The 23,278-nt window shown below is 71.6% G+C and carries 14 protein-coding genes; 5 read left to right on the top strand and 9 right to left on the bottom strand.

The genetic code is table 11. The features are described 5' to 3' along the window. Positions 1-34 precede the first annotated feature (34 nt). Positions 35-3,214, bottom strand: a complete 3,180-nt coding sequence (locus ACYVDG_RS12035; protein WP_460749739.1) for an ATP-binding protein — start codon at positions 3,212-3,214, stop codon at positions 35-37. A 187-nt stretch (positions 3,215-3,401) separates the two neighbouring features. Between ACYVDG_RS12035 and ACYVDG_RS12030 the strand changes: the two genes are divergently transcribed. Next, positions 3,402-4,163: an SDR family NAD(P)-dependent oxidoreductase gene (locus ACYVDG_RS12030; RefSeq protein ID WP_460749734.1), complete on the top strand. Its 762-nt coding sequence runs from the start codon at positions 3,402-3,404 to the stop codon at positions 4,161-4,163. Positions 4,164-4,226: 63 nt separating this feature from the next. Here the strand turns inward: ACYVDG_RS12030 and ACYVDG_RS12025 are convergent, their stop codons facing one another. From ACYVDG_RS12025 to ACYVDG_RS11995, 7 genes are all read right to left on the bottom strand, one after another. Then, the gene (locus tag ACYVDG_RS12025; RefSeq protein ID WP_460749729.1) at positions 4,227-5,642 is read right to left on the bottom strand and encodes a hypothetical protein; all 1,416 of its coding nucleotides are present in this window, start codon (positions 5,640-5,642) and stop codon (positions 4,227-4,229) included. Next, on the bottom strand, positions 5,639-6,706 hold the full coding sequence (locus ACYVDG_RS12020; protein WP_460749726.1) for an ATPase/DNA packaging protein: 1,068 nt from the start codon (positions 6,704-6,706) through the stop codon (positions 5,639-5,641). The genes ACYVDG_RS12025 and ACYVDG_RS12020 overlap by 4 nt, the downstream gene beginning before the upstream one ends. A 3-nt stretch (positions 6,707-6,709) precedes the next feature. Continuing rightward, entirely contained in the window at positions 6,710-7,819 is a 1,110-nt protein-coding gene (locus tag ACYVDG_RS12015; RefSeq protein WP_460749721.1) for a protein kinase domain-containing protein, read from the bottom strand. Next, on the bottom strand, positions 7,816-10,311 hold the full coding sequence (locus ACYVDG_RS12010; RefSeq protein ID WP_460749716.1) for a hypothetical protein: 2,496 nt from the start codon (positions 10,309-10,311) through the stop codon (positions 7,816-7,818). Before ACYVDG_RS12010 ends, ACYVDG_RS12015 begins: the two co-directional genes overlap by 4 nt. Beyond that, complete coding sequence (locus ACYVDG_RS12005; RefSeq protein ID WP_460749711.1) at positions 10,308-13,499, bottom strand: tubulin-like doman-containing protein; 3,192 nt, start codon at positions 13,497-13,499, stop codon at positions 10,308-10,310. The genes ACYVDG_RS12010 and ACYVDG_RS12005 overlap by 4 nt, the downstream gene beginning before the upstream one ends. A 198-nt stretch (positions 13,500-13,697) precedes the next feature. Continuing rightward, positions 13,698-15,854, bottom strand: coding sequence for a vWA domain-containing protein (locus tag ACYVDG_RS12000; protein WP_460749708.1), 2,157 nt, complete (start codon positions 15,852-15,854; stop codon positions 13,698-13,700). A 386-nt stretch (positions 15,855-16,240) separates the two neighbouring features. Beyond that, the gene (locus ACYVDG_RS11995) at positions 16,241-18,847 is read right to left on the bottom strand and encodes a M14 family zinc carboxypeptidase (RefSeq protein ID WP_460749705.1); all 2,607 of its coding nucleotides are present in this window, start codon (positions 18,845-18,847) and stop codon (positions 16,241-16,243) included. Positions 18,848-19,072: 225 nt separating this feature from the next. Between ACYVDG_RS11995 and ACYVDG_RS11990 the strand changes: the two genes are divergently transcribed. Beyond that, positions 19,073-19,591: a pyridoxamine 5'-phosphate oxidase family protein gene (locus tag ACYVDG_RS11990; RefSeq protein WP_460749702.1), complete on the top strand. Its 519-nt coding sequence runs from the start codon at positions 19,073-19,075 to the stop codon at positions 19,589-19,591. Between the two features lie 90 nt (positions 19,592-19,681). Beyond that, a complete protein-coding gene (locus tag ACYVDG_RS11985) occupies positions 19,682-19,891 on the top strand; it encodes a hypothetical protein (RefSeq protein WP_460749698.1) in 210 nt (69 codons plus the stop codon). A gap of 203 nt (positions 19,892-20,094) precedes the next feature. Here ACYVDG_RS11985 and ACYVDG_RS11980 read toward each other — a convergent pair whose 3' ends face one another. Continuing rightward, positions 20,095-21,258 carry an NAD-dependent formate dehydrogenase gene (locus ACYVDG_RS11980; RefSeq protein WP_460749695.1) on the bottom strand — a complete coding sequence of 388 codons (1,164 nt, stop codon included), beginning with the start codon at positions 21,256-21,258 and terminating at the stop codon, positions 20,095-20,097. A 375-nt stretch (positions 21,259-21,633) separates the two neighbouring features. On the opposite strand from ACYVDG_RS11980, the gene ACYVDG_RS11975 reads away from it, so the two are divergent. Together ACYVDG_RS11975 and ACYVDG_RS11970 are read left to right on the top strand one after the other, a co-directional pair. Then, complete coding sequence (locus ACYVDG_RS11975; RefSeq protein WP_460749692.1) at positions 21,634-22,971, top strand: L-lactate MFS transporter; 1,338 nt, start codon at positions 21,634-21,636, stop codon at positions 22,969-22,971. Between the two features lie 70 nt (positions 22,972-23,041). Further along, the gene (locus tag ACYVDG_RS11970; protein WP_460749689.1) at positions 23,042-23,170 is read left to right on the top strand and encodes an MFS transporter small subunit; all 129 of its coding nucleotides are present in this window, start codon (positions 23,042-23,044) and stop codon (positions 23,168-23,170) included. Positions 23,171-23,278 lie beyond the last annotated feature (108 nt).

Here is a 23,278-nt window from a genome sequence, read left to right as displayed (position 1 = left end):
GCGTGCCGGGCCACACCATCGGTTTTCGGCGCGGTCAGGCCCGGAGCCGGGCGAGGACGCGGTCGACGTCGAAGCGCTCGGCCCGGGTGAGGGGTGCACCGGACCGCTCGCGGAGGCGGGTGGCCTCGGCCAGGAGGTCGGCGGCGCGGGTCCGGTCCCCGGTGAGCGTATGGGCGCCGGCCAGCCCTTCGAGGGCGGAGGCGACCGCGCGCGGGTCGCCGCTGGCCTCGGCGTCGGCTCGGGCCAGGGTGTGCAGGTCCAGGGCGGTCGGGGCGTCGCCTCGCTGCTCGGCGGCGTAGCCGAGCTGGGTGCGGATGAACGCCGTTCCGACATGGCTGGCCGCCCGCACGTTCCAGTCCAGCCAGCGGCCCAGGACGCGTTCGGCCCGTTCGGGGTCGCCGCGCCGTCTGGCGGCCAGCGCGGTTCCGGCGTCGGCGAACTGCTCGGCCCCGGCATCGGAGTGCTCGGCTGCCAGGGCGGCGGCCCGGCCGTGCAGGACGTCGGCCCGGTCCAGGTCGCCGCGGAGCAGCGCCACCCTGCCCAGTCCGGACAGGGCGCGGGTGACGTTGCCCCACAGCCGCAGGTCCTCGGCCAGGCGCAGGCCGCGTTCGTGGTGGTCGGCGACGCCGTCGAGATCGCCGAGTGCTTCCATGGCCTGGGCGAGGACGTCGGTGGCGTGGAGGACACCCCAGCCGTCGCCCAGTTCCCGAAGCGCCCCCGCGGCCCGGTCAGCCGCTTCCACCGCCCCGGAGATGTCGCCGCGGCCGAGGGCGGCGTCGGCCAGGGTCACCCGGGAGACCTCGGTAGCCCAGGGGTCACCGGCCGCGACCGCGGCCTCGTGGGCGGCCTCGACGCGGCCGATGGCCTGGTCACGTTCGCCCAGGCCCCACCGGGTGTGTTCGACCAGCCAGGCCAGGCGTGCGCGGTTGACCGGGTCGGTGACCGCCGCCAGGTGTTCGGGAGCACGTGATCGTCGGGCAAGCTCGCCGTCGGTGGCGGGCAGTGCGAGGGCGGTCCGCCACAGCTCGGCCTCGGCACGGGCGGCGGGGTCCCCGCCGGGCAGGGCGAGCGCGCGGTCCAGGGCCAGCCGGGCCTGCCCGGCACGGCCCCTGAGGTACCGGTGCCAGCTGGGAGCGATGGCCAGGCGCAGGGCGAGGTCGGTGTCGCCTTTCTGGCCCGCGTGGTCGAGGGCGGCGTGGAGGTTGGCGGCCTCCCGGTCCAGGCGTTCCAGCCAGCGGTGCTGTCCGGGTCCGCGCAGACGGGTATCGGCCGTGGCGGCGAGGTCGGCGAAGTGGCGGGCGTGCCGGGTGCGGACGCGGTGGCGGTCGCCGGAGGCGGCCAGGTGTTCCAGAGCGTAGGCGGACACGGATTCCAGGAGCCGGTAGCGGGTCCGGGTGGGGTGGTCCTCGACCGCGACGAGGGAGCGGTCGGCCAGGCTGCTGATCAGGTCCAGGACCTCCGTAGGCGGTACGTGCACCGGCCCTTCCCCGGGCTCCGCCCCTTCCGTGTCGGGGTCCGCCCGGTCAGGTCCCGAGCAGACCACCTCTGCGGTGTCGGGTTCGCAGCCGTCCGCGGTCACGGCGAGGCGGGCCAGAACGGCGCGTTCGGCGGCGTCGAGCGGTTCCCAGCTCCAGTCGATGACGGCGCGCAGGGTGCGCTGCCGGGCCGGGACGTCGCGGCGGCCGGTGCCGAGCAGGGCGAACCGGTCGTCCAGGCGGGCGGCGATATCACCGATTCCGAGATGGCGCAGGCGGGTGGCGGCCAGTTCCAGGGCCAGGGGTATGCCGTCCAGGCGGCGGCAGACCGAGGTGACGGCGGGGGCGGTTTCGGGGGTGAGCGTGAAGGTGCCGCGGACGGCGCGGGCGCGTTCGGTGAAGAGCTGGACGGCACCCGAGGCGGCGAGTTGGTCGGGGTCGGTCACTCCGGGTGCGGGCAGGTCGAGCGGGGGTACCGCGTAGAGGTGTTCCCCTCCCACGTCGAGGGGGACCCGGCCGGTGGCGAGGACGCGCAGGTGCGGCAGGGCGGCCAGGAGGCGGGAGACGAGGGCGGCGACCGGCGCGACGACGTGTTCGTGGTTGTCCAGCACGAGCAGGGTGTGGCGCCCGCGGAGCAGCGCGACGATCCGGGCCATCTCCCCGCGGGCTCCGGCCGTCCCTTCGGGGGATCCGGCCGTCCGGTCGTCGCGGGCGCCGAGGGCCGCGGCCAGGAGGGGCACGGGGTCGCCGTCGGGCGCGAGTCCGGCCAGTTCGACCAGCCAGGCGCCGTCCGGGGCCGACTGATGTGTTCCGGCCGCCAGCGCGAGGCGGGTCTTGCCGACCCCGCCCGGACCGGTGAGGGTGACGAGCCGGTGTTCGGTGAGCAGGGCATGCAGGTCGCGGAGTTGGCGGTCGCGGCCCACCAGTGCTCCGACGGGTGCGGGCAGGCTGCTCGGCGGCGGTGCGGAGTCGGGCGCGGGGTCCAGGGCGGGGTCGCGGGCGAGCATGGCCCGGTGCAGTTCGAGCAGGGCCGGCCCGGGGTCGACCCCGAGCTCGTCGGCGAGGCGGGACCGCAGGCGCGCGTATCCGGCCAGGGCTTCGGCCTGGCGACCGGCGCCGTAGAGTGCGCGCAGGTGAGCCGCGTGCAGGCGTTCCCGGTAGGGGTGCTGGGCGGCTGGTTCGGCGAGTTCGGCCGCCAAGGCGGTGTGTTCGCCCAGTTCCAGGCGGCATTCCGCGAGGTCCTCCACGGCGGACAGCCGCCGTTCGGTCCAGCGGGTCAGCTCCGCCCACCGGCCCGGGTCCGCGTGGGGCCCGGTGTCCGCGAACTCGGCCAGCGCGGGTCCCCGCCACAGGTCCAGGGCTTGGGTGAGCAAGTCGGCGCGGGAGCGGGGATCGGCGGTTCGGGAGGCACGGTCGAGGAGGTCTTCGAAGCGGGTGGCGTCGAGGTGGTCGGTCTCCAGTAGGTAGGCCGAGTGGCGGTGGCGGACCAGGGATCGGGCTCCCGGTTCGGCGGCGTCCAGGACCCCGCGCAGCTGGGAGACCCGGGCTTGGAGGACGGCGGTGGGCCGGGCCGGCGGGGTGTCGCCCCAGAGGTGGTCGACGAGCCGGTCGGCGGGGACGGGGCGCCCCCGCGCCAGGAGCAGGGCGGCCAGCAGGGCGCGGACCTTGGTGTCACCGACCCGGACGGGCTCCCCGTGGTCGGTCCGCACCGACAGTGGCCCCAGCACCCCGAAACGCATGCCCTCACGGTAGCGCTCCGCGGCGGGCCTGCCCCGCCCGCGGTGGGTCTCCCCCGCCCGTGGTGGGTCTCCCCCGCCCGTGGCGGTCCCGTAGCGGATCCGTGGGCGACCCGTGGCGGTGCCGGACACCGTGTGACGTGTCGGGGCGGCCACCGGGCCGCCCCCGCGAAACGCGAGGAGGTTTCTCATGGGTGTCTACGAGGGCAAGCGGGCCGTGGTGGTCGGCGGTACGCACGGCATGGGCCTGGGTGTGGTCGAAGAGCTGCTGGCCGGCGGGGCGGACGTGCTGTTGACTGGGAACAACGAGAAGAACCTGGAGGAGGTGCGCGGCAGGTTCGGTCCCCGGGTGCACGCGGTGCGCGCGGACGCGGGACGGGTCGCCGACGCCGACGTGCTGGCGGAGACGGTGCGCGAGACCTTGGGCGGGGTCGACTTCCTGCACGTCAACGTGGGGGTAGCCGCGGCGGCACCGTTCACGGAGGTGACCCGGGAGACCTACGAGCGGATGTTCGGGATCAACGCCCGGGGCGCGTTCTTCACCGTGCAGCGGCTGGCACCGCTGATCGCCGAGGGCGGGTCGATCGTGTTCACCACGTCGGTGACCAACGCGACCGGGTCGGCCGGGCTGAGCGTGTACACCGGGACCAAGGCGGCGGTGGCCGGCTTCTCCCGGACCTTCGCGGCCGAGCTGCTGCCGCGCCGGATCCGGGTCAACTGTGTGGCTCCCGGGTTCGTGCACACGCGCTCCGGCGGGTTCGCCGACGCCTCGGAGGCCGAACGGGCGGCGATCGCGGAGGCCGGTGACCAGAGCACGCCCATGGGCCGCCACGGGACGGTGGCCGAGGTGGCGCGGGCGGTGCTGTTCCTGGGCTTCGAGGCGACCTTCACCACCGGCGCCGAGCTGCCCGTGGACGGCGGAATCGCTCCGGCGCTGCAAAGCCTCACCTGACGCGGTCACCGCGCCCCGGCGAGCCCTCGGGCGGGCTTGCCGGGGCCGCTGGGGCCGCCGGTGTCAGGTGACCACCACCAGGGCCACGGCCATGCTCAGGACCAGGGAGAACAGCAGCAGGCACGCGGCGGTCCCGGCCCCGGCGAGGAAGGCGACGGTGGTGTTGTTCAGCTCGACCCAGCGCGATCGGCGGGTGCGCCCCTCTTCGGCGGTGCCGACCTTTCCGGTCGCCCCGCTCTCCCCCGTATCCCCTGCCGCTGCGGCGGTCCGTTCCGCACGGAGCCGGTGGAAGGCCGGGCTGAGGTGGGCGACCAGGCCGTTGGCGGCCGTCTCGACCTCGTCCGGGGTGGCGGCCGCTGCGAGGTCGTGGAGAAGGCCCTCCACCGGGTCCTCGCGTCTTCGCGGCGGCGCGGGCTCGGGTTCGGGCTCGGGTTCGGGCTCGGGTCCGGGTGGAGTTTCGATCCGTCCCCGGGACGTGGGGCCCGGCTCGGGTTCCGGGTCGCGAACCGGGGCGGTATCTGGCTTCTTCGGCTTCCGGATACCGCTGAACGCCCACCCGTCCTGGTCGGCGCGTTCGTGGAGCCGGTCCATCAGTTCCTCGTAGTCCGAGGCGGCGAGGTCGCCCAGCGGACGGTCGCGATCGCGGTTGACCAGCCACTGTGCCACGTCGCGGTAGCGGTCCTGGACGGCCGAGGGGGAGAACAGGTCCAGGGGGCGGCGGCCCCGGGGCAGGTCGGCGCCGCGGGGGCGGGGCCGGAAGGCGACCATCGGGCGTTCGCTGGTGAACCGGGTGTCGGCGGGCCAGGGGTCGTAGGTGGCGAACGACCAACGTTCCCGGGCTGGACGGACGCCGTGGACCTGGTCGAACACCTCCGTCAGGGCACGGCGCACCCCCCACAGCAACAGGATCCGGTGTTCCTCGGTCAGCTGGCCTACGGTGTCCGGGACCAGGACGTCGACCGGTTCCCGTCGTGCGGCAAGGACCTCCCGGACCAGGTCGACCAGGCGCGCGTCACCCATGAGCCCTTCCTCCAGGGCACGGACCCCGTGGTCGAACTCTTCCCGGCTGGGGGCCGGGATCGGTTCCAGGGTGGCCCAGCCCGGTGCGGCCTCCCTCCGTTTGGCCACCGCCCCTCGGTGGGCGGCCACGAGTGCCAGTTCGGGGGTCAGGGCGGGGCCGACGAGGGCGCGGGCGGTACCGCCGCGGCGGTCCCGGCGCACCGCTTCGGGGGCCCGGTAGACCAGGACGCCCTGGCCGTCGAACCACCGGTACCAGTGGCCCGGCCCCTCCTGCCCCGAGGCGAACTCCGGGACGACCACACCGGCTAGGTGTCCGTCCCACCTGGTCAACTGCTGGTAGGCCTCACCCGACCTCGGTAGGGAGGTGGCGCTGGGCCCGACGCCCTGGCCGAGGAGGTTGCGTTCCCGGAAGCTGTAGTGGATCTGGTGCATCGGCTCAAGCCGCTCGCGTCCGGTCACCGTCCCACCCTCCCGGCACCGTCGGTATCGATCACCCCGGTCATCGCCAGGAGCGACACGAAGGGTTGGAGGACCCGCTGGGGCCGGACCGGTCGGGCGTAGCGCGCAGGGGACTGTTCGGCACCGGAGGGGTCGGGCGGGCGTTCCGGGGCGCCGGTGGCCGAGACCGCGTGGATGCTGCTGCGGTCGAACTCGAACCAGGGGCGCAGCCAGAGGTCGGCGTGCCGGTACCTGCGGATGTGGGCGAAGAGATCGCGGCTCTCCCGTTCGATCTCCTCCGGGGACGCCGTGGGAGGCCCTGCGCGCAGCCAGCGGTCCACCGGGTGGTCGAAGCGGAACCGGTCCGCCTTGCTGAGGACCAGGGTGGCGGCCGAAGCACGCTTGCGGTCGCCGTCGAGCAGGCCGAGGACCGTGGTGAACGAGGAGTCTGGCACACCCCTGGCCAGCTGGTCCCCGTCGATGACGAAGACGTAGCCGTCGGCACCCTCCAAGAAGACCCGCTTCTGTGCCCTGTTCATCCCGGACAGGTCGTCACCCGCCACGTCGAAGAAGGCGACCGCCCGTCCGCGGGACCGGCCGCCGCGGGCTTGGTCGACCAGGAGGCCGACCTCGAAGTCCCACACGTTCTCCCCCGTGCGGTCCAGGAGCTCGCCGTCCTCGAAGACGCGTCGGATCTTCGTGGCGATGAACTGGTCGTAACGGCTGTTGTCCAAGGGGGTGGTGTACAGCCCGAAGTCGTGCAGCGGCTCGTTGTCGACGGTCCTGATCAGGGAGGTGAGGAAGTGTGTCTTGCCCGAGCGCGGTGCGCCCACCAGGGCGATCACCAGGGGTTCGCGCGTCACGTACCCGTAGGGCAGGTAGTGCTCGGGCACCTCGTCCGTGCGGTTGGGGCAGCGGACCTGGGCGTCGCGCATGATCCGGCTCTGCTGCACAGCGTTGAGTCCCGACGGGATCCGCAGGGGCCGGTGTGTTCCGTCCTCCCGCACCCACAGTTCGCCCAGGTTCAGGACGACACGGCTCAGACAGACGGGGCAGGGTACCTGGGGTGTGTCCACAGTGATCACCGTTCACCCTCCAAGGATGTTGCTCAGGGCCACCGCGGTGACCAGGGCCAGCAGGGCGGCCACCGTCAGCAGCGGCCAGTTCCGGCGCGCCCACTCCCACAGCGGGTGGCCGGGGACCGGGGCCGGCCCGGGGTCGGGTGTCGTCGGGGCCTCCCCTCCCGAGTCGGCGTCCTCCCCGCGTTTCTGGGCCAGGCGCCGGTAGAAGAGGCGAAACTCCGGGCTGAGGTGGTCGTCGATGCCGCGCGGGCTCGTGGCGGCCCCGGTCAGCCGCTCCAAGAGCTCGGCGGCGTCCGGGCGGCGGTCCGCCTCGGTCTCGAACACACCTCGCAGGTCAGCGCTCACACCGGGGAACCGGTCGACGGGCAGCTGTTCGCCCCGTGCCACCCGGTGCCCGGTGAGGGTCTGGAAGAGGATCAGGCCCGCCGACCACACGTCGTCGCGCGGGTCGCAGCGCCCTACCCCGTCGCGCTGCTCGGGGGAGCTCCACGGTTCGGTACCCGTCCGGGCACGGAGGGCTCCACGCACCGTGGCCAGGGTGAAGTCGTACACGTGGACGGTCCCTCGGTCGGGGTTCCAGCACACGGTCGACGGGCTCAGCCCCCGGTGTACGACCTCGGCGGCCTGGAGCCGTTCCAGGGCCAGGAGCAGTCCGTGCCGGAAGGCCTCGCGTTCCTCGTCGAAGAGCTGCCTGCGCCCCAACAGGGTGCGGACCGGTTGCCCTTGGTAGGGGGTGAGGAGGGCGAAGGGCGCGACGGGGTCGTCGTGGTATCCGACCAGGCGGGTGAGTTCGGGCGGGTAGGTATCGCCCGCCGAGGCACGGGCCAGCCTGACCCCGGCGAGGATCGCGTTGTCGAGCCGGTCGAAGGCCTCCGCGCGCTCGTAACCGTCGTCCTCGGTGCCCCCGACCCAGAGTTGGAGCAGGGTCGACTCGCGCCCTCGGGCCTCGACGCGTACCAGGCGGCGGCCGAGGAAGGGGACCGTGCTAGAGGACAGGTCGCGCAGGGGGGTCAGGCGACACTCCACCTCCAGGTCCGCCCGGCTGTTCGCCGCCGTTTCCGGGGCACGGTAGACGGCGTCGCGCACTGCGGTCTCGTACACGTCGTCGCCGTTCAAGGGCTGCCGTCCTTCCAGGTGAAGGTCTCTCGGGGAGGTTCGGGCCCGTCCGGTTCGATCCCGTCCGGTATGGGCTCTTGGTGTTCGGGCCGGTCCCCTTCCAGCTCGGAGTGGTTCCCGTGCGCTTCGGCCTGTCCCCCGTCCGGTTCGTGCCGCCACTCGGTGCGCACCACACCGGAGCGCAGCGGCACCAGTCTCAGCTGGCCGACGAGGTGGCCACCGATCCACTGCACGTCTGCGGGAGCCTGTGCAGGGTGCTGGGAGCGGTGGGGGCGGAGCGCGGCAGGGGCGAAGCGGATCGTTCGGGGAACACCGGAACTCTGGGAGAGCAGTCGCAGGTGGCTGGGGTCGCAGAGCTGGAGCATCCGTCCGGCCGGGTCCTCCCCCAGTGCGCGGAACGCGCGGTCGGGGCTGACCCCGGTGCGCGGGCGCCGCGGCAGTGCGGGATCGGCGAAAGACGGCGCCACGTAGGGGCCCACGAGGCCCAAGTGGGCCCGGTAGTCCTCGAGCAACCGTTCGGCGTGGCGCTGGGCCGGGTCGTACAGGTCGGAGACCCGGCCTTCGCCCGGGGCCTCCCATACGGCGTCGAGTACGCCAGTGGCCAGCGCGATCAGGTCCTGGCGCAGCACGTCCTCCAGCTCGAAGGAGCGGCTGCGCGGGTTGGCGTCGGGCTCGTGGTCGACCAGCTCGGCCACGACGTCGGCGGTGGCGCGGGTGGCGCTGGCCGCCGCTCGGGCGGTATCGGCCAGCTGACGGCGGGCGCCGCCCAGAACCCACTCCGCACGGGCCACCTCTCCGAGCAGGCGGGTCAGTGCCGACGCCGACGCCCCGACCTGTTCGAGGCCGAGCGTCTCCCGCCACCGGGCCATCGCACGGACCCACGCCGCGACCAGTGCCGCGGCCCCCGCTCCGACCCCGAGGAACACACCGGCCACTACCGGTCCCGGGTGGCCGAGGAGCTGCTCGGGGAGCACGGAGGTGGAGGCCGCCAGACCGGTGAGCGCACCGGCCACGGCCGCACCCGCGTGCAACGCCAGGGTGTGCCGTGTCGCCCGGCCCTCGCTCGCCCGGACCCGGTTCTCCCAGCTCGGATTCTCCCCGCCAGACCTCCCCGTGTTCCCCCTCCCCTGGCCGGCCCGCCACAGCCCCGCGGCGACCGCCCCGACCCACGCGGCCGCGAGCACCAGACCGCCCAGCACGCCGAGGGCCCCGCCGGCCAGGGCCGGAAACAGGGGCGCGGCGAAGGCCGGGACCAGCAGCCACGACACCGGACCGGGCAGCGGCGGCCCCTCGTCAGCGCGGAACCGGGCGACGACCCGGTCGGGCAGGAGGCTGCGCAGGCGCGGGGCCGCGGCCGCGCTGCCCTGGGGCGAGAGGCGGGTGGCGAGGTCCTCCAGGTCCCCGGCGACCTTCGGGATGGTGTCCCCTCGCGCCAGGGCCCGGCGGGTCTCCCCGGCCAGGGCCGCCGCGGCCTCGGCCAGTTCCTCCGGGTCGTGTGAAGCGCCGATCAGGCCTTCGGCCCGGAGTTGGGCCCGCAACCGGTCGGGGGGCAGGGAGCTGAGCCGTTCGAACAGCGACCCGATGTGGTCCCGGAGGGCACCCAAAGCCTCCCCCACGGCCGGCAGGTGCTCTGTGCGCAGCTCATGCGGGGTGACGTCGTGGAGGGGCCCGGTCCAGGCGGACTGGCTCTCCAGATCCGCCTCGACGTGGGCGAGCCAGGCGCGCAGGTCGCGTTCGCGGGCCGCGGTCCCACCCCAGCCGACCCGTTCCTCCCCCTGAGGGCTGAGCCGGTCCCCCCGCACCAGGTCCACCAGGGACGGCCCCTCCCCCGCGGGTGGCCGCGGGCCCCTCCCGGAGTCGGCACCACGACCCTCGAAACTCCAGCCCTCGGCACCGCGTCTCCCGACACCCCGCCCCCCGGCATTGCGGCCCTCGGCGACCAGTGCTTCGGCGGCCCGGGACAGGGCGGCAGTGACCGTGTCCCCGCCCTCCTCGTCCCCGAGCCAAGACAGCCCCGGGGAGGCCGTGGCCTCGGGCAGACTCCGGCCCATGGCGACGACCCGGTCGAAGATCTCGGGGTCGCCCAGCAGTTCCACCAAGCGCGCCAGGCCCACACCCGGTCCCACAGCGGCCCCGGGGCGGTGATCGTCCGGGCCGGAGGGGTTGAGGCTCCAGGAGAACCCGGTGGTGTCGTCCACCCAGAGCGTGGTGACGTCGCGTTCGGGGCCGATCTGGCCGGGGCGGTCGAGTGTGGGGCCGCCGCCCCCACCGGGGTTGGGCGGCCCCACGGCCACGCACACCATGGCCCGCACCCGCTGGCTGATGAAGACGTCCCCGTAGCTGTCGGCGTGTTCGACCAGCCGCCACGTGTCGTCCAGGACCAGCAGGCGCGCGGAGTCGGTCATCGGCCGCCCGCGGCCGAACTCGTACTGGATACACGCCTGCGCTTCGGCGGCGGAAGCGCCGCGCAGGTCGACGAGGTGAACGCTCACGGGTGCCCGCCCCCGCCCTCCTCCACCGTGCCCCGAGAGCGCTCGATCGCTCTCTCCAGCGCTTGGAGGTTGGCCCGGACCGGCGCGGAGGCGCCCTGGAACTCCATGCCGACGGCCTCCGGCAGGATCGCGGCCCAGAAGTCCCGGTACTGGTGGACGCGGCTGAGGTTGCCGGTCTCCGGTTCGCGCAGCAGCTCGTCCAGCCGGGTGACCTCGGCGTCGGCGATACTCCGCAGGGTCTGGTAGAGCTTGGCCGGAGGGGCCGGTCTCCCCTCGAGCCCGCTGGGCAGTTCGCTCATGAGTTGGGCGCAGAACTGGCGGGTGATGGCGTCCTCCCCGTTGAAGGCCCAGTGTTCGTAGGCGCGAATCAGGCTGCCCCAGGACGAGGACTCCTCCAGGGGTACGAGCTCCAGCGCCATGGTCACCCCGCCGCCCATGGTGAACCGCACCTCTTGGGGTGAGCGCGGGTCGCCGACCACCCGGGCCCGGCCGTTCCAGAGGGCGTTGAGCAGCCGGTGCAGGATGTAGACGCGGTGCTCGGTGGTGGTGGCCAGGTAGCCGAAGTCGTAGCCCAGGCGCTGGCGCCACCGCAGGTAGTCCTGGGGCTGGTGGTGCTGTGAGGCGTCGGCCCACAGCCGCATGACGTCGCGGACCTCGCGCACCTCTGTGACACTCATCGAGCTGCGGAACAGCACCACGCTGACGGTCTCGGTGCTGACCGGCCGGAACTCGTAGGTGGCTCCGGCGGCCGCGGGAAGGTTGACCGATTCGCGCAGATACTGCTCGACTCGGAGGTTGGGGCCGGGAGAGTGGTAGGTGATCAGGATCTTGAGCGGACCGCTGCCCTGGGGCGTGTAGCCGACCGGCAGCAGTCCGGCCAGCTGGGCGCGGAACTGGGAGACGTTCTCGGGGGCGATGGCCCCGTCGCCCTGGTCGGTGGCGTGGGCCAGCAGGTCGCTCAGGCGCGGCAGGAGCGGCCGCTGGGCCGGGCCCGGTGACCGGAGGAAGCGTTTGATCTCGGTCTTGAGGATCTCGCGCAGATAGGTGACAGCGTCCGCGGGCGTCCGGTCGACGGAGATGTCGTAGGCGTGCCGCCACCCGTCGGGGCCGATGATGACCTGGACCAGCGCGGCCTCGCCCGCGTTGGGGCGCAGCCGGCCGCTCTCCTGGTGGAAGGTGGACAGGTGGTCCTTGACCCGGTGGTAGAAGGGTTCGAGGTCGCCGCCGACCGGAGGCAGCAGGTAGGACACGCCGGTGCGCGGCCGGTAGAGCTGTTGGGAGAGGCGTTCGAAGCGTTCGCCGTCGTAGCGGGCGTGCTGGCTGAGCGCGTCGGTGAGCGCGCCCAGATCGGCCCGCATCAGGGTGGTCGCCCGCTGCCAGCGCGGGGTGCTCTGGGCCCAGGCCTCGTTCCACGCCAGCTTGGTCTGCCACTCGTACCAGACGTCCTGGTCCGCGCGGGCCCGGGTGGGCTTGGCATCGGTGTACTTGGCCTTGACCAGGCCGCCGATCCGGTCGTTCAGTTTGGGGATGGGCGGGGGCAGCTGCGTGCACCCCTCCGGTGGCGGCGGGCTGGTGCGGCGGGACTGGAGGATCCCCAGGACCCCCATCTTCTCGATCTCGCTGCCCGCGGCCGCGTTGCCGATCATCACCCGCTGCGCGTGGAAGGGGTCGGTCAGGGAGAGCAGACGGCGGGTCCCGGTCCGGTAGTCGAAGGCCTGGGCGATCTCGGGGACCTCGTGGGACAGGCGGCCGCGCAGGGCGGTCAGGCTCCGCTTCATGGCGTCGCCGCGGTCGTGGAGTGCGGTGGCGATGTTGCGGGCCCCCTCCACCGGAAGGGGGTCGGCGAAGTCGTCGCCGGGCCGGGCCAGCACCGGGTACAGGTCCGCGTGGGTGAAGAACTCCTCGATGAAACGGTGGTTCTGGTCGGAGCTGTCGGTCAGGGAACCGTCCATGTCCTCCACCGCGGCGCGCAGCATGCGGGCCCCGATGAGGTCGGCGAGTTCGTCCACGGGGACGGTCATGGAGGCGACCAGGGCGGTGGACACCCCGCGGTTGCCGATGCCGGACTCGGCGGGGATCTCGCGTTCGGCCTGGGTGTTGATGAAGCTGTCGGCGAAGGACTGGAAGTTGTCCGCGCCGACCAGGTCGCCGCCCTCGGTGCGCTGCTGGACGTCGGTTCCTGCGAGGGAGAGCACCAGGGAGACCACCGAGCGGTGCAGGTCCTCGCGGTCGGCGCCGATGGGTCGGCTGAACAGGAAGGCCGTCTGCACGGTGGAGGGTTGGATCCTGATCCGGCCCTCGACCGGGTAGTGGACGGCCACCTCGTCCGGGCGCGCCTGGTTGGGCCTGACGCTGTGGTCGGTCAGGAGCGGGCCAAGGTCCCCGCCGTTCTGGTCGTCGACCAGGCGGAACATGTCGAGCAGGGCCCGGCCCGCATTGAGTTTGGCGTTGCGCCCGCCACCCAGTCCCTCGTCGAAGGCGGACGGCATCAGCACCAAGGGGTAGATCTTGACGTTCAGGTCCGAGCGGCGGAACGTGTTGGCGATCAGGTGCAGGTAGTCGTAGAAGATGCCGGCCCCGGTACCGCCCGCCACCGAGAACGACACGAACACGTCGCAGGACTTGGGTAGGCCGCCGCCCAGGATGCTCAGGTCGCCGGCCGAGGTGGCCAGCCGGTTGATGGCCTCGCTGAGCGGGCCGACCGCCGGGGCGACACCGCCCCGGAAGGTCTCGAAGAGGGCGGCCCGGCCCACGGTGGGGAACTGGCCCGCGCCGCGGTCCAGCGGGGCCACCCGGGGTTCGCCGCTGACCGGCGGCAGCCAGGGGGCGACGGTCGCCTCGGCGCTCAGCCGCAGACTGCGGGCGACCTCGGGGTAGGTGGGGACGCTGGGGACGAGGTCGCGGACGTAGTGGGCGGTCTGTTCCACTGCGGACAGGTGTTGGCGGCCGGGCACCACGCGTTCTGGCAGGCGGTCCAGCTCGGACCGGTTGACGTCCGCGTAGACGAACTGGACACAGGACGGCAGTTGGTACGGCAGCAGGTTCCCGCCAGGGCGCAGCTGCTGGAACTCGGTCCCGTCGGGCCCGCACAGCTCCTCGCGCAGGCGGCGCTCGAGTTCGGCGCCGATGAGGCACCCCGTGCCGCCGAGTCCGACGTGGAGCATCGGCTGGTAGAGCTTCATCGTCATGGCATCGGCCCTTCAAGGATCGGGGGGAAGGTGCGCGGGACGGCCGGGACGGTCACTCCCATGGGTGCCGCCCACCGGACCCGTGGTCATGGCCGCCCCAAGGGGGACGGGGGTGTGGGCCCGGCCGTCCGCCGGCCACCGGGTCGGCCGAAAACGGTTCGGTCCGGGCCGAGCGGCGTTCGTCTCGCACGTACAGGCTCAGAGCGCCCGGACCGGGGGCTCGCTCGTGGTATTGAGGCGTACCCGCTGTTCGCGCCCCTCGGGATCGCGCAGCAGCACCTCGTAAGGCGGGTGCCGACGCACCGTGTGGTGCGGCTGGCGCGGGTCGGCGGCATAGTCCAGGCGCGGCTCAGGGCCGTCCAGGACCGTGAAGGCGAAGGTGTCCGAGCGGCGGCTGAGCGCCTTCAGCTCCGGGCCGACCGGGCGGCCGTCGCGGCGGAGCTGGACGACCAGTCCGCGCACGTCGGCCAGGCGCTGGGCGACGGAACGGCGGTGGGCGGCGTAGAGGAGCACGGCCGTGACCAACAGCAGCACCAGCGCCCAGGCCCACCAGAAGCGTTCGAAGGGGCCCGGCGGCGGACGGACCTCGAAGTTGATCGGCGAGGCGATCCCGCCCAAGGCCTCGTCGTGCTCGTCCGCGGCGTGGATGCCGTGGAAGGAGACGTCACCAGGATCCGTGTCCGTATCGACGCGGAGCCATACCGGCACCGAAGTACTGCCCGGTTCGAAGGCCGTTCTGTCCTGCTCCACGTCGTACTGCAGGCCCTCGGACGCCTCCACCACCAGCTGGACCTCCGCGTCCTGCGCGGTGCTGTTCTCGACGTCGAGAACCCCCTCGATCGCCTCCCCCGGCTCGACCACTTCCGGCGGGTCGTCGAAGCGGGCGGCGGCCCACACCGCGTCCTCCTGCTCCCCGATACACCAGTTGAAGGCGGACTCCTCCGAGGAGATCCCTTCGCCCTCGACACGGCTGCGCACTTCCACGCAGTCGCCGTCCTCCCCGGCCACCTCGACCGTCCCGGCCAGCTCGCCGTCCCCGGCCTCCCGGTCCGGGTCCGCACCGTCATCAGCGAGGTCGATCCGCAGTGGATCGCCGTCCGCTTCCTCGTCGACCAGCTCGACCAGGATGTCGAGAACCTCGTCCACGTCGACGTCGTCCAGGTTGCCTTGGCGGGTGTGCAGTTGGAGGCGGACCACCAGTTCCTGCGCACCGGGGGCCTGGTCGCCCTCCACGGTGAGGTGGCTGCGGATGCTCCCCTGCCACAGGGTGCTGATCGCGACCAGCTCGTCCTCCGCGCCCTCCGGGGCGGTGAGCCGGACCGTCCAATCCCCGGCCCTGGGGTTACCGATCCGCAGCACCTCTACGGTCGCGTTGGTCCCGCTGTGACTGAACTCGGAACCGTCCTGCTCCCCCTCCAGGGGCACCACCTCCCCCTCGGGGTCCTCGTACTCGACCGCGATGTCCGGGTTGTTCTTCGCGACCAGGATCGCGCCTTCCGTGGCGACCGGGGGGATGTCGACGGGGATCTCGACGGTCTCCCCCGAACCGATCTCGATGTCAGGGACCTGCTCGTGCCCCAGGCAAGAGGCGCTGGCCAGGGCGTCCACCAGCGAGAGCAGGATCTCGGTGGAATCCTCGACGGTCCGTGCCTGCGGCACTGCGCCCGGCATGGCGTTGCAGCCGCCCTGGTAGCCGTCCTCAGCGAAATCGTCGAGCTGGTTTTCGTCGATCTCGTCGCCGAAACCCAGCGGCCAGATCTGGACCTCCTCGTTCTCGGCCCGCTCCAACTCCCCTTCCAGAGCAGCCAGGGCGGTGCGCTGGCGCACCTGAGGGGTCTCGCCGTACTGGGGACTGTTGCCGACATCGAGGACGCCGTCGGTGAGCAGGAAGACGACCTTGGCGGCGCCCTCAGGCGCCTCGTCATCTGCGAAGTACTCCTGCGCCTTCTGCAGCGCGGCGACGTGGTCGGTGTCGAAACCCTCCTCCTCCGTGCGCGCGCGGAGGTCGTCCACGCAGTCGATGACGGCGTCCCGCCCCCGGCCCTCTTCCAGGAAGGTGGGCGGGCAGGCCTCCCGGGCCGCGATCTGGCCCTCCTCGCCGTTGTCACTGCCGAAACCCACCACCGCGAGCCTGGAGCCGGGGTTGAGGATGCCCTGGCCGATCATGGCGGCGGCCTCAGCTTCGGCCGCGACGTCGGCTTCCGTCAGGCTCCCGGACTCGTCGGCCAGGATCACCACGTCCAGCGGCACCTCGTCCTCCATGGCGGGGCCGTTGTCGGGGGCCGCCTGCCCGGGCAGCCCGTGGGGGTGTGCCGCGGTGAGCGGGTCCGCCAACACGAGTGGCAGGGCGGCCACGAGTGCCAGCGTTCTCAGGACCGCACCCGCCCCGGCGCGGCCTATCCGCCGCGAACGTCGAACCACTACCACCGCGCTCCTCCCCACCCAAGCCCCGACCCGTCCGCGCCATTGGCCTGTCAGCGACGCGTTTCCCGCTGTTTCCGGATACCGCTGCAATCCACTCTCGGACAGCGCCGGAATCCCTGACCCGCGGGGAATACGTGGGCGAAAAAAGGGTTGATGGGCTGATCACATGATCCGCAGGAGAGCACCGCCACCGGGCCGACCACAGGTGCACGTGGAACAGAACGGAGAAACGGAGACGACAGCGGAAACCGCCCCGGAAAGGAACCGAGACGGATTCGCGTTATCCCTGCATTCTTCTGTGTTTTCTGTTTCTGGGGTTAACCCATCCTGGACGACGCCGAGGTCCAGTACAGGGCCTGGGCCACTTGGCCGAAGGAACCCTTGGGATGGTTGCGGAACAGGGGCTCGGTACCGAAGAGCACCACCGCCGTGCCCGTGTCGGCGACCCCGCTGACCACGGACGCCTGCCCAACCGCCGAGTCCTGGCCGCCCGTACCGTCGTCATCGGCGCGCCAGTGCCCGGCCACCAGCGGCCCTTCGGCCCCGTAGGACTGCTCGACGGTGACCTCCGTCCCCAGACCGGTGAACCAGCCGGGCCCGTACACGAAACCGTAGCCGCCGGTACCCGCGAGGGCGCCGTCGCCGTCGTCCACGGCCACCAGGCCGTTGGCGTCCGATCGCCCGTCCTTCCGCTCGGCTTCCAACAGCCCGGCCTCGTCGTTGAAGCGTGCCCCGGTCTCACCCCGGGCGACCACGCCGCCGGTCTCCAGGAAGGCGTCCAGGTCGGTGCGGGCGTCCTCGGTGAGGTCGGAGTAGACCAGGCCGCTGGACACGTACAGCACGTCGATTCCGGACCAGTCGAACCCGTCATCGAGGACGCTCGTGGACACCGTCTCCACGTCGAAACCCAGTTCGCCGAAGGTGTGGACCTCATCGGCGGCACCGGCCACGGCGAGCTTCACCGTGTCCAGGACCGGACCCGCTGAGTCAGCGGGGGCGGCGTTGTCCTCCGCGGACGCACCGTGGAAGACCGCGCCGTGCGCGTCAGCCGCTTCCGCCACGGCGTCGGCCGCCTCGGCGGGCACGCGCACCGAACCGTCCCCGGCCCAGGTGACCCCGTACCCGGCGGCGACCAGGTCTCCGAGCGCGGCGATGTCCGCGGCGTCGTCGAGGCGCAGCGTCCAGTCACCCTCGCCCTCGACCGCGCCGGTGGGTGCGGCGCCGGTCACGGGACCGGTGTCTTCGGGCAGTTCTGACTCGGTGGACTCGACCGTGGCGCCCCACAAGCGCCCGTGGCTCCATCCGGAGATGTCGTACATCGCCTCGATGTCGTCGGTGATGTCGCGGCCGTCCTCCAGCAGGACGTTGGCCATCCCCCGTTTGGGCTGGTGCATGTCCACCACGTAGGACCCGGCGGGGTAGGCGGTGCCGTCGAGTTCGAACGCGCTGGTGGCCTGGTCCACGCGCACGTCGTTGGCGATGAGGAAGTCCACCAGGCGGGCGGCGGCCGGTGCGGACCGCTGGCCCTCACCCGCCGGGATGACGTAGGCGCGGGGGAAGTCGGTGGTCCACACGTCCTCCTCGCCGAAGCCGGGCACCCAGTCCTCGGGCGGGACGACCTGTTCCTCGCCTGCGGCTCCGCGTCGGAACACCTCGATCTGGTCCCCGACCAGCTCCTCGCGGTTCTCGTGCGCGTAGTCGAGTGTGGCCTCGATGGTCGCCGCGGAGATGTCGGTGTTGATGGCGGTGCGCCGGTGCAGCTCCTCCTCGGGCAGGTCGTAGTCGTCCCGGTTGACGCGGAGCGGGAACTCGATGGTGGCCGAGGCGACCGCGCCCTGGTAGGGGGCGTACATGGGGGTAAAGATGGGCGGCCAGTCGTCCCAGCCGTCCTCCCAGTCCCGGAAGGGGATCTGCGGGGGTTCCACCCCGTCCTCCTCCGGTGTGTAGCCCAGGTCGAGGACGGCCTCCTCCATCGCCAGGCCGTTGGCGTAGGAGTTCTTGATGAAGAGGTCGTACTCGTAGTTCTGCCCGTGCGGCGGGGTGGCCGGCTCGATCAGGGTGCCGTTGACGTAGCCGTGCTGGTCGATCATGACCAGCGGCTGGGTGTCGACCATGACCTGGCGGATCGCGGCCGTCTCTGGCTGGGAGACGGTGACGAAGTCCCGGTTGAGGTCGAACCCGGCGCTGTTGGCCCGGGTGCCCTCGACCCGCCCGTCGGGGTTGGCGGAGACAGTGAAGTACAGGCGTGAGGACTCCAGGAGTTCGAGGGCCTCCTCGTCTTCCGTTGTGGCCAGCTCCTCGATGATCCGCAGGGAGGCGTCGGTGCCCTCCCATTCGTCGCCGTGGATGTTGGCGTTGACGTGGACCGGTGTCTTGTAGCGGTCGGTCAGGGTGTGGTCGCGGGCCGCGCGCTCGGGGTCCTCGGCGATGAGTTCGCGCATGCGCTGCTGGTGGCGGGCCTCGCCGCGGGTCTCGGGTTCGGTGAGGGTGACAAGGTAGAGGTCGCGACCTTCGACGGAGTCGCCGACGACCTCCACGCTGACCCGGTCGGAGTCCTCTTGGAGGCCGTTGAGCGCGGGCGCGATGTCGTGGAACGGGACCAGCCCGAGTTTGATGGAAGCATCGTCGGGGTCCTCGGGCGGCTCGGGGAGTTCGGTCTGCCGGGGGTAGGCGGCGCCGGGTTCGATCCCGGCCGCGTCAAGGGATGCGGAGCGGGGTTCGGCGGCCAGGGCCTCAGAACCGGCGGCGGTCTCCTGGCGTTCGGTCCCGTTGGCGCCATCGCGCGGTTCGGCGAGGGCGGGTGCGGGGAAAGCGACGAGTCCTGCGGCGAAGAAGGCGGCGGCGGTTCCGGCGAGGGTGGCCGGGCGGGGGTAGCTCGGCCGCAGGGCGGGGGGACGTGCGGAGTGTGGCGGGGGACAGGGCACGGGGGCACCTCCTGGGGGTCTTCGACGTTCTTACCGCCCCCAAGGGCCATCAACAAGACATCCAGCCATGAAAAGCATGTTTCGGTTGACGCCCGGCACCGTTGCGCGGGCTCCGGAGCTACGCCGGGTTCGTGCTCCAGGACGCGCCGACCTGGAGCGGCCCCGGAAACTGTCGTGGGCCCCGCTTAGGGTGAGCGGCACCACAAACCCACGGAAAGGTGCGCCATGGTGCCGCACAGCCCCAGGGCCGAAGCCCTGACCGACGAGGCCCCCGGCTCTTGGAAGGAGGTGAGCGCCCATCTGGCGACGGTGGACCGGACGTACTGGCTGACCGTTTCCGACGGGGGCGGGGTCCCGCACACGCGGCCTCTGCTGGCGGTGTGGACTGCCGGACGGCCGTACTTCGCCTGCGGGGACGGCAGCCGGAAGGCACGGCTGCTCGTCGGCTCCCCCGCGGTGAGCCTGGCGGTGACCACCGGCCGACTGGACGTGGTGGTGGAGGGGCGCGTCGAACGGGTGCGCGACGAGGAGCGGGTGAGGGCCGTCGCCGGCGTCTACCCCCTCGTCTACGGCTGGCCTCCCATCGCCGAAGGCGGCGTGCTAACGGGCCCGGACGGCGCCCCGACCGCCGGTCCCCCGCCCTATGCGGTGTACGGGATCGTCCCCGACACGGTCTTCGCCTTCCCCGCCGACGACGTCGGCCACGGCGCCACGCGGTGGCGGTTCGCTCCCGGAGCCGGGTGAGCGAGGGGGTTCCCGGGTAGGTCTCCGTAGAGCTGGCAGGCCCCGTGGACCCCCGACAACCGCATACCGCCCCACCCCCAGGAGGCAGAAGTGCGTACCAGCATCACGCTCTCGGTTCTTGTCGTCATCTGGCTGCTGATCGGAGCCGCCGCGGCCGTGCAGCGCGGTTACTTCAGTACCTCCGAGGCTTCCTGCTCCGATTTGGGCAGCACCGCGACGACCATTTTCGTCGGCCCCCTGAACTACATCGGCGTCAACCCGGCCATCGAGTGCCCGTCCGTGCCGGAGCCCTCCGAGTAGGGCTCTTCATGTAGGGATCTCGATCCCGACGCCCCGCGGGCGGCCTACCCGGCACACGGCACCCGCGACCCGGCCGCCTGCCCCGGGTTCACGGGGCCGCACTGTCACGGTTGCCTTCCCTGGAGGCACACGCCGCCCGCCCCAGCGGGAAGCCCGGGACGGACGGGCGGGGCGGGCGGGTGGTCGGCGGTCTCTTTGGCGCGCTACTTCTTGTCGGCCGTGTAGGAATGGGCACCCGCACCGGCGAGCGCACCGCCCTCCACGATCAGGTACTCGTCCCTGATCGGGCGCCCCTCCAGCCAGCACTCCAGAATCTCCCTGGTACCGGCGGCGTAGCGGGCCTGGGCCGACAGGGAGGATCCGGAGATGTGCGGAGTCATGCCGTGGTGGGGCATGGTGCGCCACGGGTGGTCGGAGGGTGCGGGCTGCGGATACCAGACGTCGCCCGCGTAACCGGCCAGGTCGCCGCTCTCGAGTGCGCGCACGATCGCGTCCCGGTCACAGATCCTGCCGCGTGCGGTGTTGATCAGGTAGGCCCCGCGCTTCATCGTGCTCAGGAGCGCGTCGTCGAACAGGTGCTCCGTCTCCGGGTGCAGCGGCGCGTTGACGGTCACCACGTCGAGGTCGGGAACCATCTCCTGAGGGCTGTCGTGGAAGGTCAGCCCCAGTTCCTGCTCCACTTCCTTCGGTAGCCGGTGCTTGTCGGTGTAGTGCAGGTGCACGTCGAAGGGTGCGAGCCTGCGCAGTACTCCGATTCCGATCCGGCCCGCGCCGACTGTGCCCACGTGCATACCTTCGAGGTCGTAGGAGCGCGACACGCAGTCGGCGATGTTCCAGCCCCCGTCCAGGACCCACTGGTGGGAGGGCAGGTAGTTGCGCACCAGGGACAGGATCATCATCACCACGTGCTCGGCGACGCTGATGCTGTTGGAGTAAGTGACCTCCGCGACCGTGGCACCGTGGTCGATGGCGGCCGACAGGTCGGTGTGGTCCGACCCGATCCCGGCGGTGACGACCAGTTTGAGGTTGGGAGCCGCCTCGAAGCGCTCCCTGGTCATGTAGGCGGGCCAGAAGGGCTGGGAGATGACGACGTCGGTGTCGGGCAGCTCGCGGTCGAGCACGGAGTCGGGTGATTCCTTCGAGGTGGTCACCACGAGGGTGTGCCCCTTGGACTCCAGGTAACGCCGTAGTCCGAGCTCACCGGAGACACTGCCGAGCAGCTCACCCGGGGTGAAGTCGATGTCGCGCGGGCTCGGGGCGGACTGGCCGTCCGGGTAGCGGTCGATCGTCGGGATGTCGTCGCGTGCGTAGGCGGGCGGAAATCCGTCGACGGGGTCGTCGTACAGGACACACACAATCTTCGCCATGGCGTCTCCGTTCCGAGCAGGCCGACTTCTCCGGCAGGGCTCAGCAGAGATGAGTGACTCGCTGCCAAAGAGAGCCGGCCGGTGTTTGATCCTGGTTGCCCCCTGCACGGGAACGAAAGAACCTAAACGGTGAATCGAATAGATTTTACCAACCCGGGATGCCAGCAGTACATAATAGGACATTTCCATCCGCACCGAGCACCCAAGGATCCTGATCTCTGCCCTGCTCAAGCCCGCTGTTTCGCATCCACCACCAAGGGGTAGCGGTACGGGAATAACAGTTCACACCAGGTAATATCCCGCACTTGCCGCCTCCTCGGAAAAGTGTTGGCACAGCCGATACCGAGCAGCCCTCCGAGAAATCGGGAGCACTGCATGATGACCATTCTCAACCGCGAGAAAACCGTTGCACCCGCGGATTACAACCGGTGGCTCATACCCCCGTCGGCCCTGGCGGTGCACTTGTCGATCGGGCAGGTGTACGCCTTCAGTGTCTTTCGCAACCCCTTGGTCGACAGGTTCGATACGTCACTGACAGCGGTCGGTGTCATCTTCAGTATCTCCATCGTGATGCTTGGGCTCTCAGCCGCGTTCGGCGGCAAATGGGTGGAGCGCAACGGCCCCCGGAAAGCGATGTTCGTCTCCGGGGTGTTCTGGTGCAGCGGGTTCGCGGTCGGCGCGCTCGGCGTCGCCACGGGGCAGCTGTGGGTGGTCTACTTCGGGTACGGGTTCTTGGGCGGGCTCGGCCTGGGAATCGGCTACATCTCCCCTGTCTCCACCCTCATCAAGTGGTTCCCCGACCGCCCCGGAATGGCTACGGGAATCGCCATCATGGGCTTCGGCGGCGGTGCGCTGATCGCCTCACCCCTGACCTCTGAACTACTCGACCGCTTCGCCGAGGCCCCCGAGGACGCGATCGCGCAGACCTTCCTGGTGTTGGGCGCGTTCTACTTCGTCTTGATGATGCTGGGGGCGTTCACGGTGCGGGTGCCCCCTGAGGGCTGGAGGCCCAAGAACTACACACCCGAAGAGGACAGCCAGGACACGGCCGGTGCAAAGAGCGTGCCGGTGGAGACCGCGGTCCGCAGGTGGCAGTTCTGGCTTCTGTGGGTCGTGCTCTTCTGCAATGTCACCGCCGGGATCGGGATCCTGGAGCAGGCCTCGCCCATGGTCCAGGAGTTCTTCGACGATGTGGGCCCCGCGGAGGCGGCCGGATTCGTCGGGTTCCTCTCCCTGTGCAACATGCTGGGGCGGATCGTGTGGTCCTCCGCATCCGACTCGATCGGCCGCAGGCGCACCTACATGGGCTACCTCGGGCTGGGCGGCCTGCTCTACCTGCTGATCGCCGTCGCCGGTACGAGTTCGATCGTCATGTTCGTCGCCGTGACCGGCATCATCCTGAGCTTCTACGGCGGCGGGTTCGCCACAGTACCGGCCTACCTGAAGGACCTGTTCGGCACCTACAACGTCGGGGCCATCCACGGCAGGCTCCTCACTGCGTGGTCGCTGGCCGGGGTCGCCGGTCCGCTGCTCATCAACGGCATCGCCGATTTCCAGATCGCGGCCGGACGCGAAGGCCCCGCACTCTACGAGCTCTCGCTCTACGTCATGGTCGCGGTGATGGCCGTCGGATTCCTCGCCAACATGATGGTGCGCCCGTTGCCAGCCGAAGACTTCCAGGAGGATCCTGCCCCAGAGGAGGCCAAGCAGTGAGAGGCCGGACCCGCCGACCGGGGCGGAGCCGCGCTGCGGCCCCGCGACAGGAGAACCCAGGGAGACCACCATGGCCAACAGCGTGACCACGAACCTCAACGTCATCGCCTCGATCCTGCTCTGGGTGCTCGTCGCCGCGGCCCTGCTCTACGGCGTCGTCCAGACAGCGATCGACGCCTCGGCACTGTTCACCGCCTGAGGGCACGGCACACACCAGCACCGCGGATCCCCCGTAGTCCGCCCCGGGGCCCTGGGGAGACGTTGGGGAATTCACCTGGGCGGGTCGGCCGTTGGGAGTGGAGGCGGC

It is taken from the genome of Nocardiopsis oceani, from assembly GCF_054777395.1.
Note: the sequence above shows the minus strand (reverse complement) of the source record. Positions and strands in the feature narration are given on the sequence as shown.

Bases quoted from the DNA above. Each gene is read 5' to 3' on its own strand.
- ACYVDG_RS11970 (WP_460749689.1), top strand. From the start codon at position 23,042: ATGGCCAACAGCGTGACCACGAACCTCAACGTCATCGCCTCGATCCTG.
- ACYVDG_RS12030 (WP_460749734.1), top strand. From the start codon at position 3,402: ATGGGTGTCTACGAGGGCAAGCGGGCCGTGGTGGTCGGCGGTACGCAC.
- ACYVDG_RS12035 (WP_460749739.1), bottom strand. From the start codon at position 3,214: ATGCGTTTCGGGGTGCTGGGGCCACTGTCGGTGCGGACCGACCACGGG.
- ACYVDG_RS11990 (WP_460749702.1), top strand. From the start codon at position 19,073: ATGGTGCCGCACAGCCCCAGGGCCGAAGCCCTGACCGACGAGGCCCCC.
- ACYVDG_RS11980 (WP_460749695.1), bottom strand. From the start codon at position 21,258: ATGGCGAAGATTGTGTGTGTCCTGTACGACGACCCCGTCGACGGATTT.
- ACYVDG_RS12005 (WP_460749711.1), bottom strand. From the start codon at position 13,499: ATGACGATGAAGCTCTACCAGCCGATGCTCCACGTCGGACTCGGCGGC.
- ACYVDG_RS11975 (WP_460749692.1), top strand. From the start codon at position 21,634: ATGATGACCATTCTCAACCGCGAGAAAACCGTTGCACCCGCGGATTAC.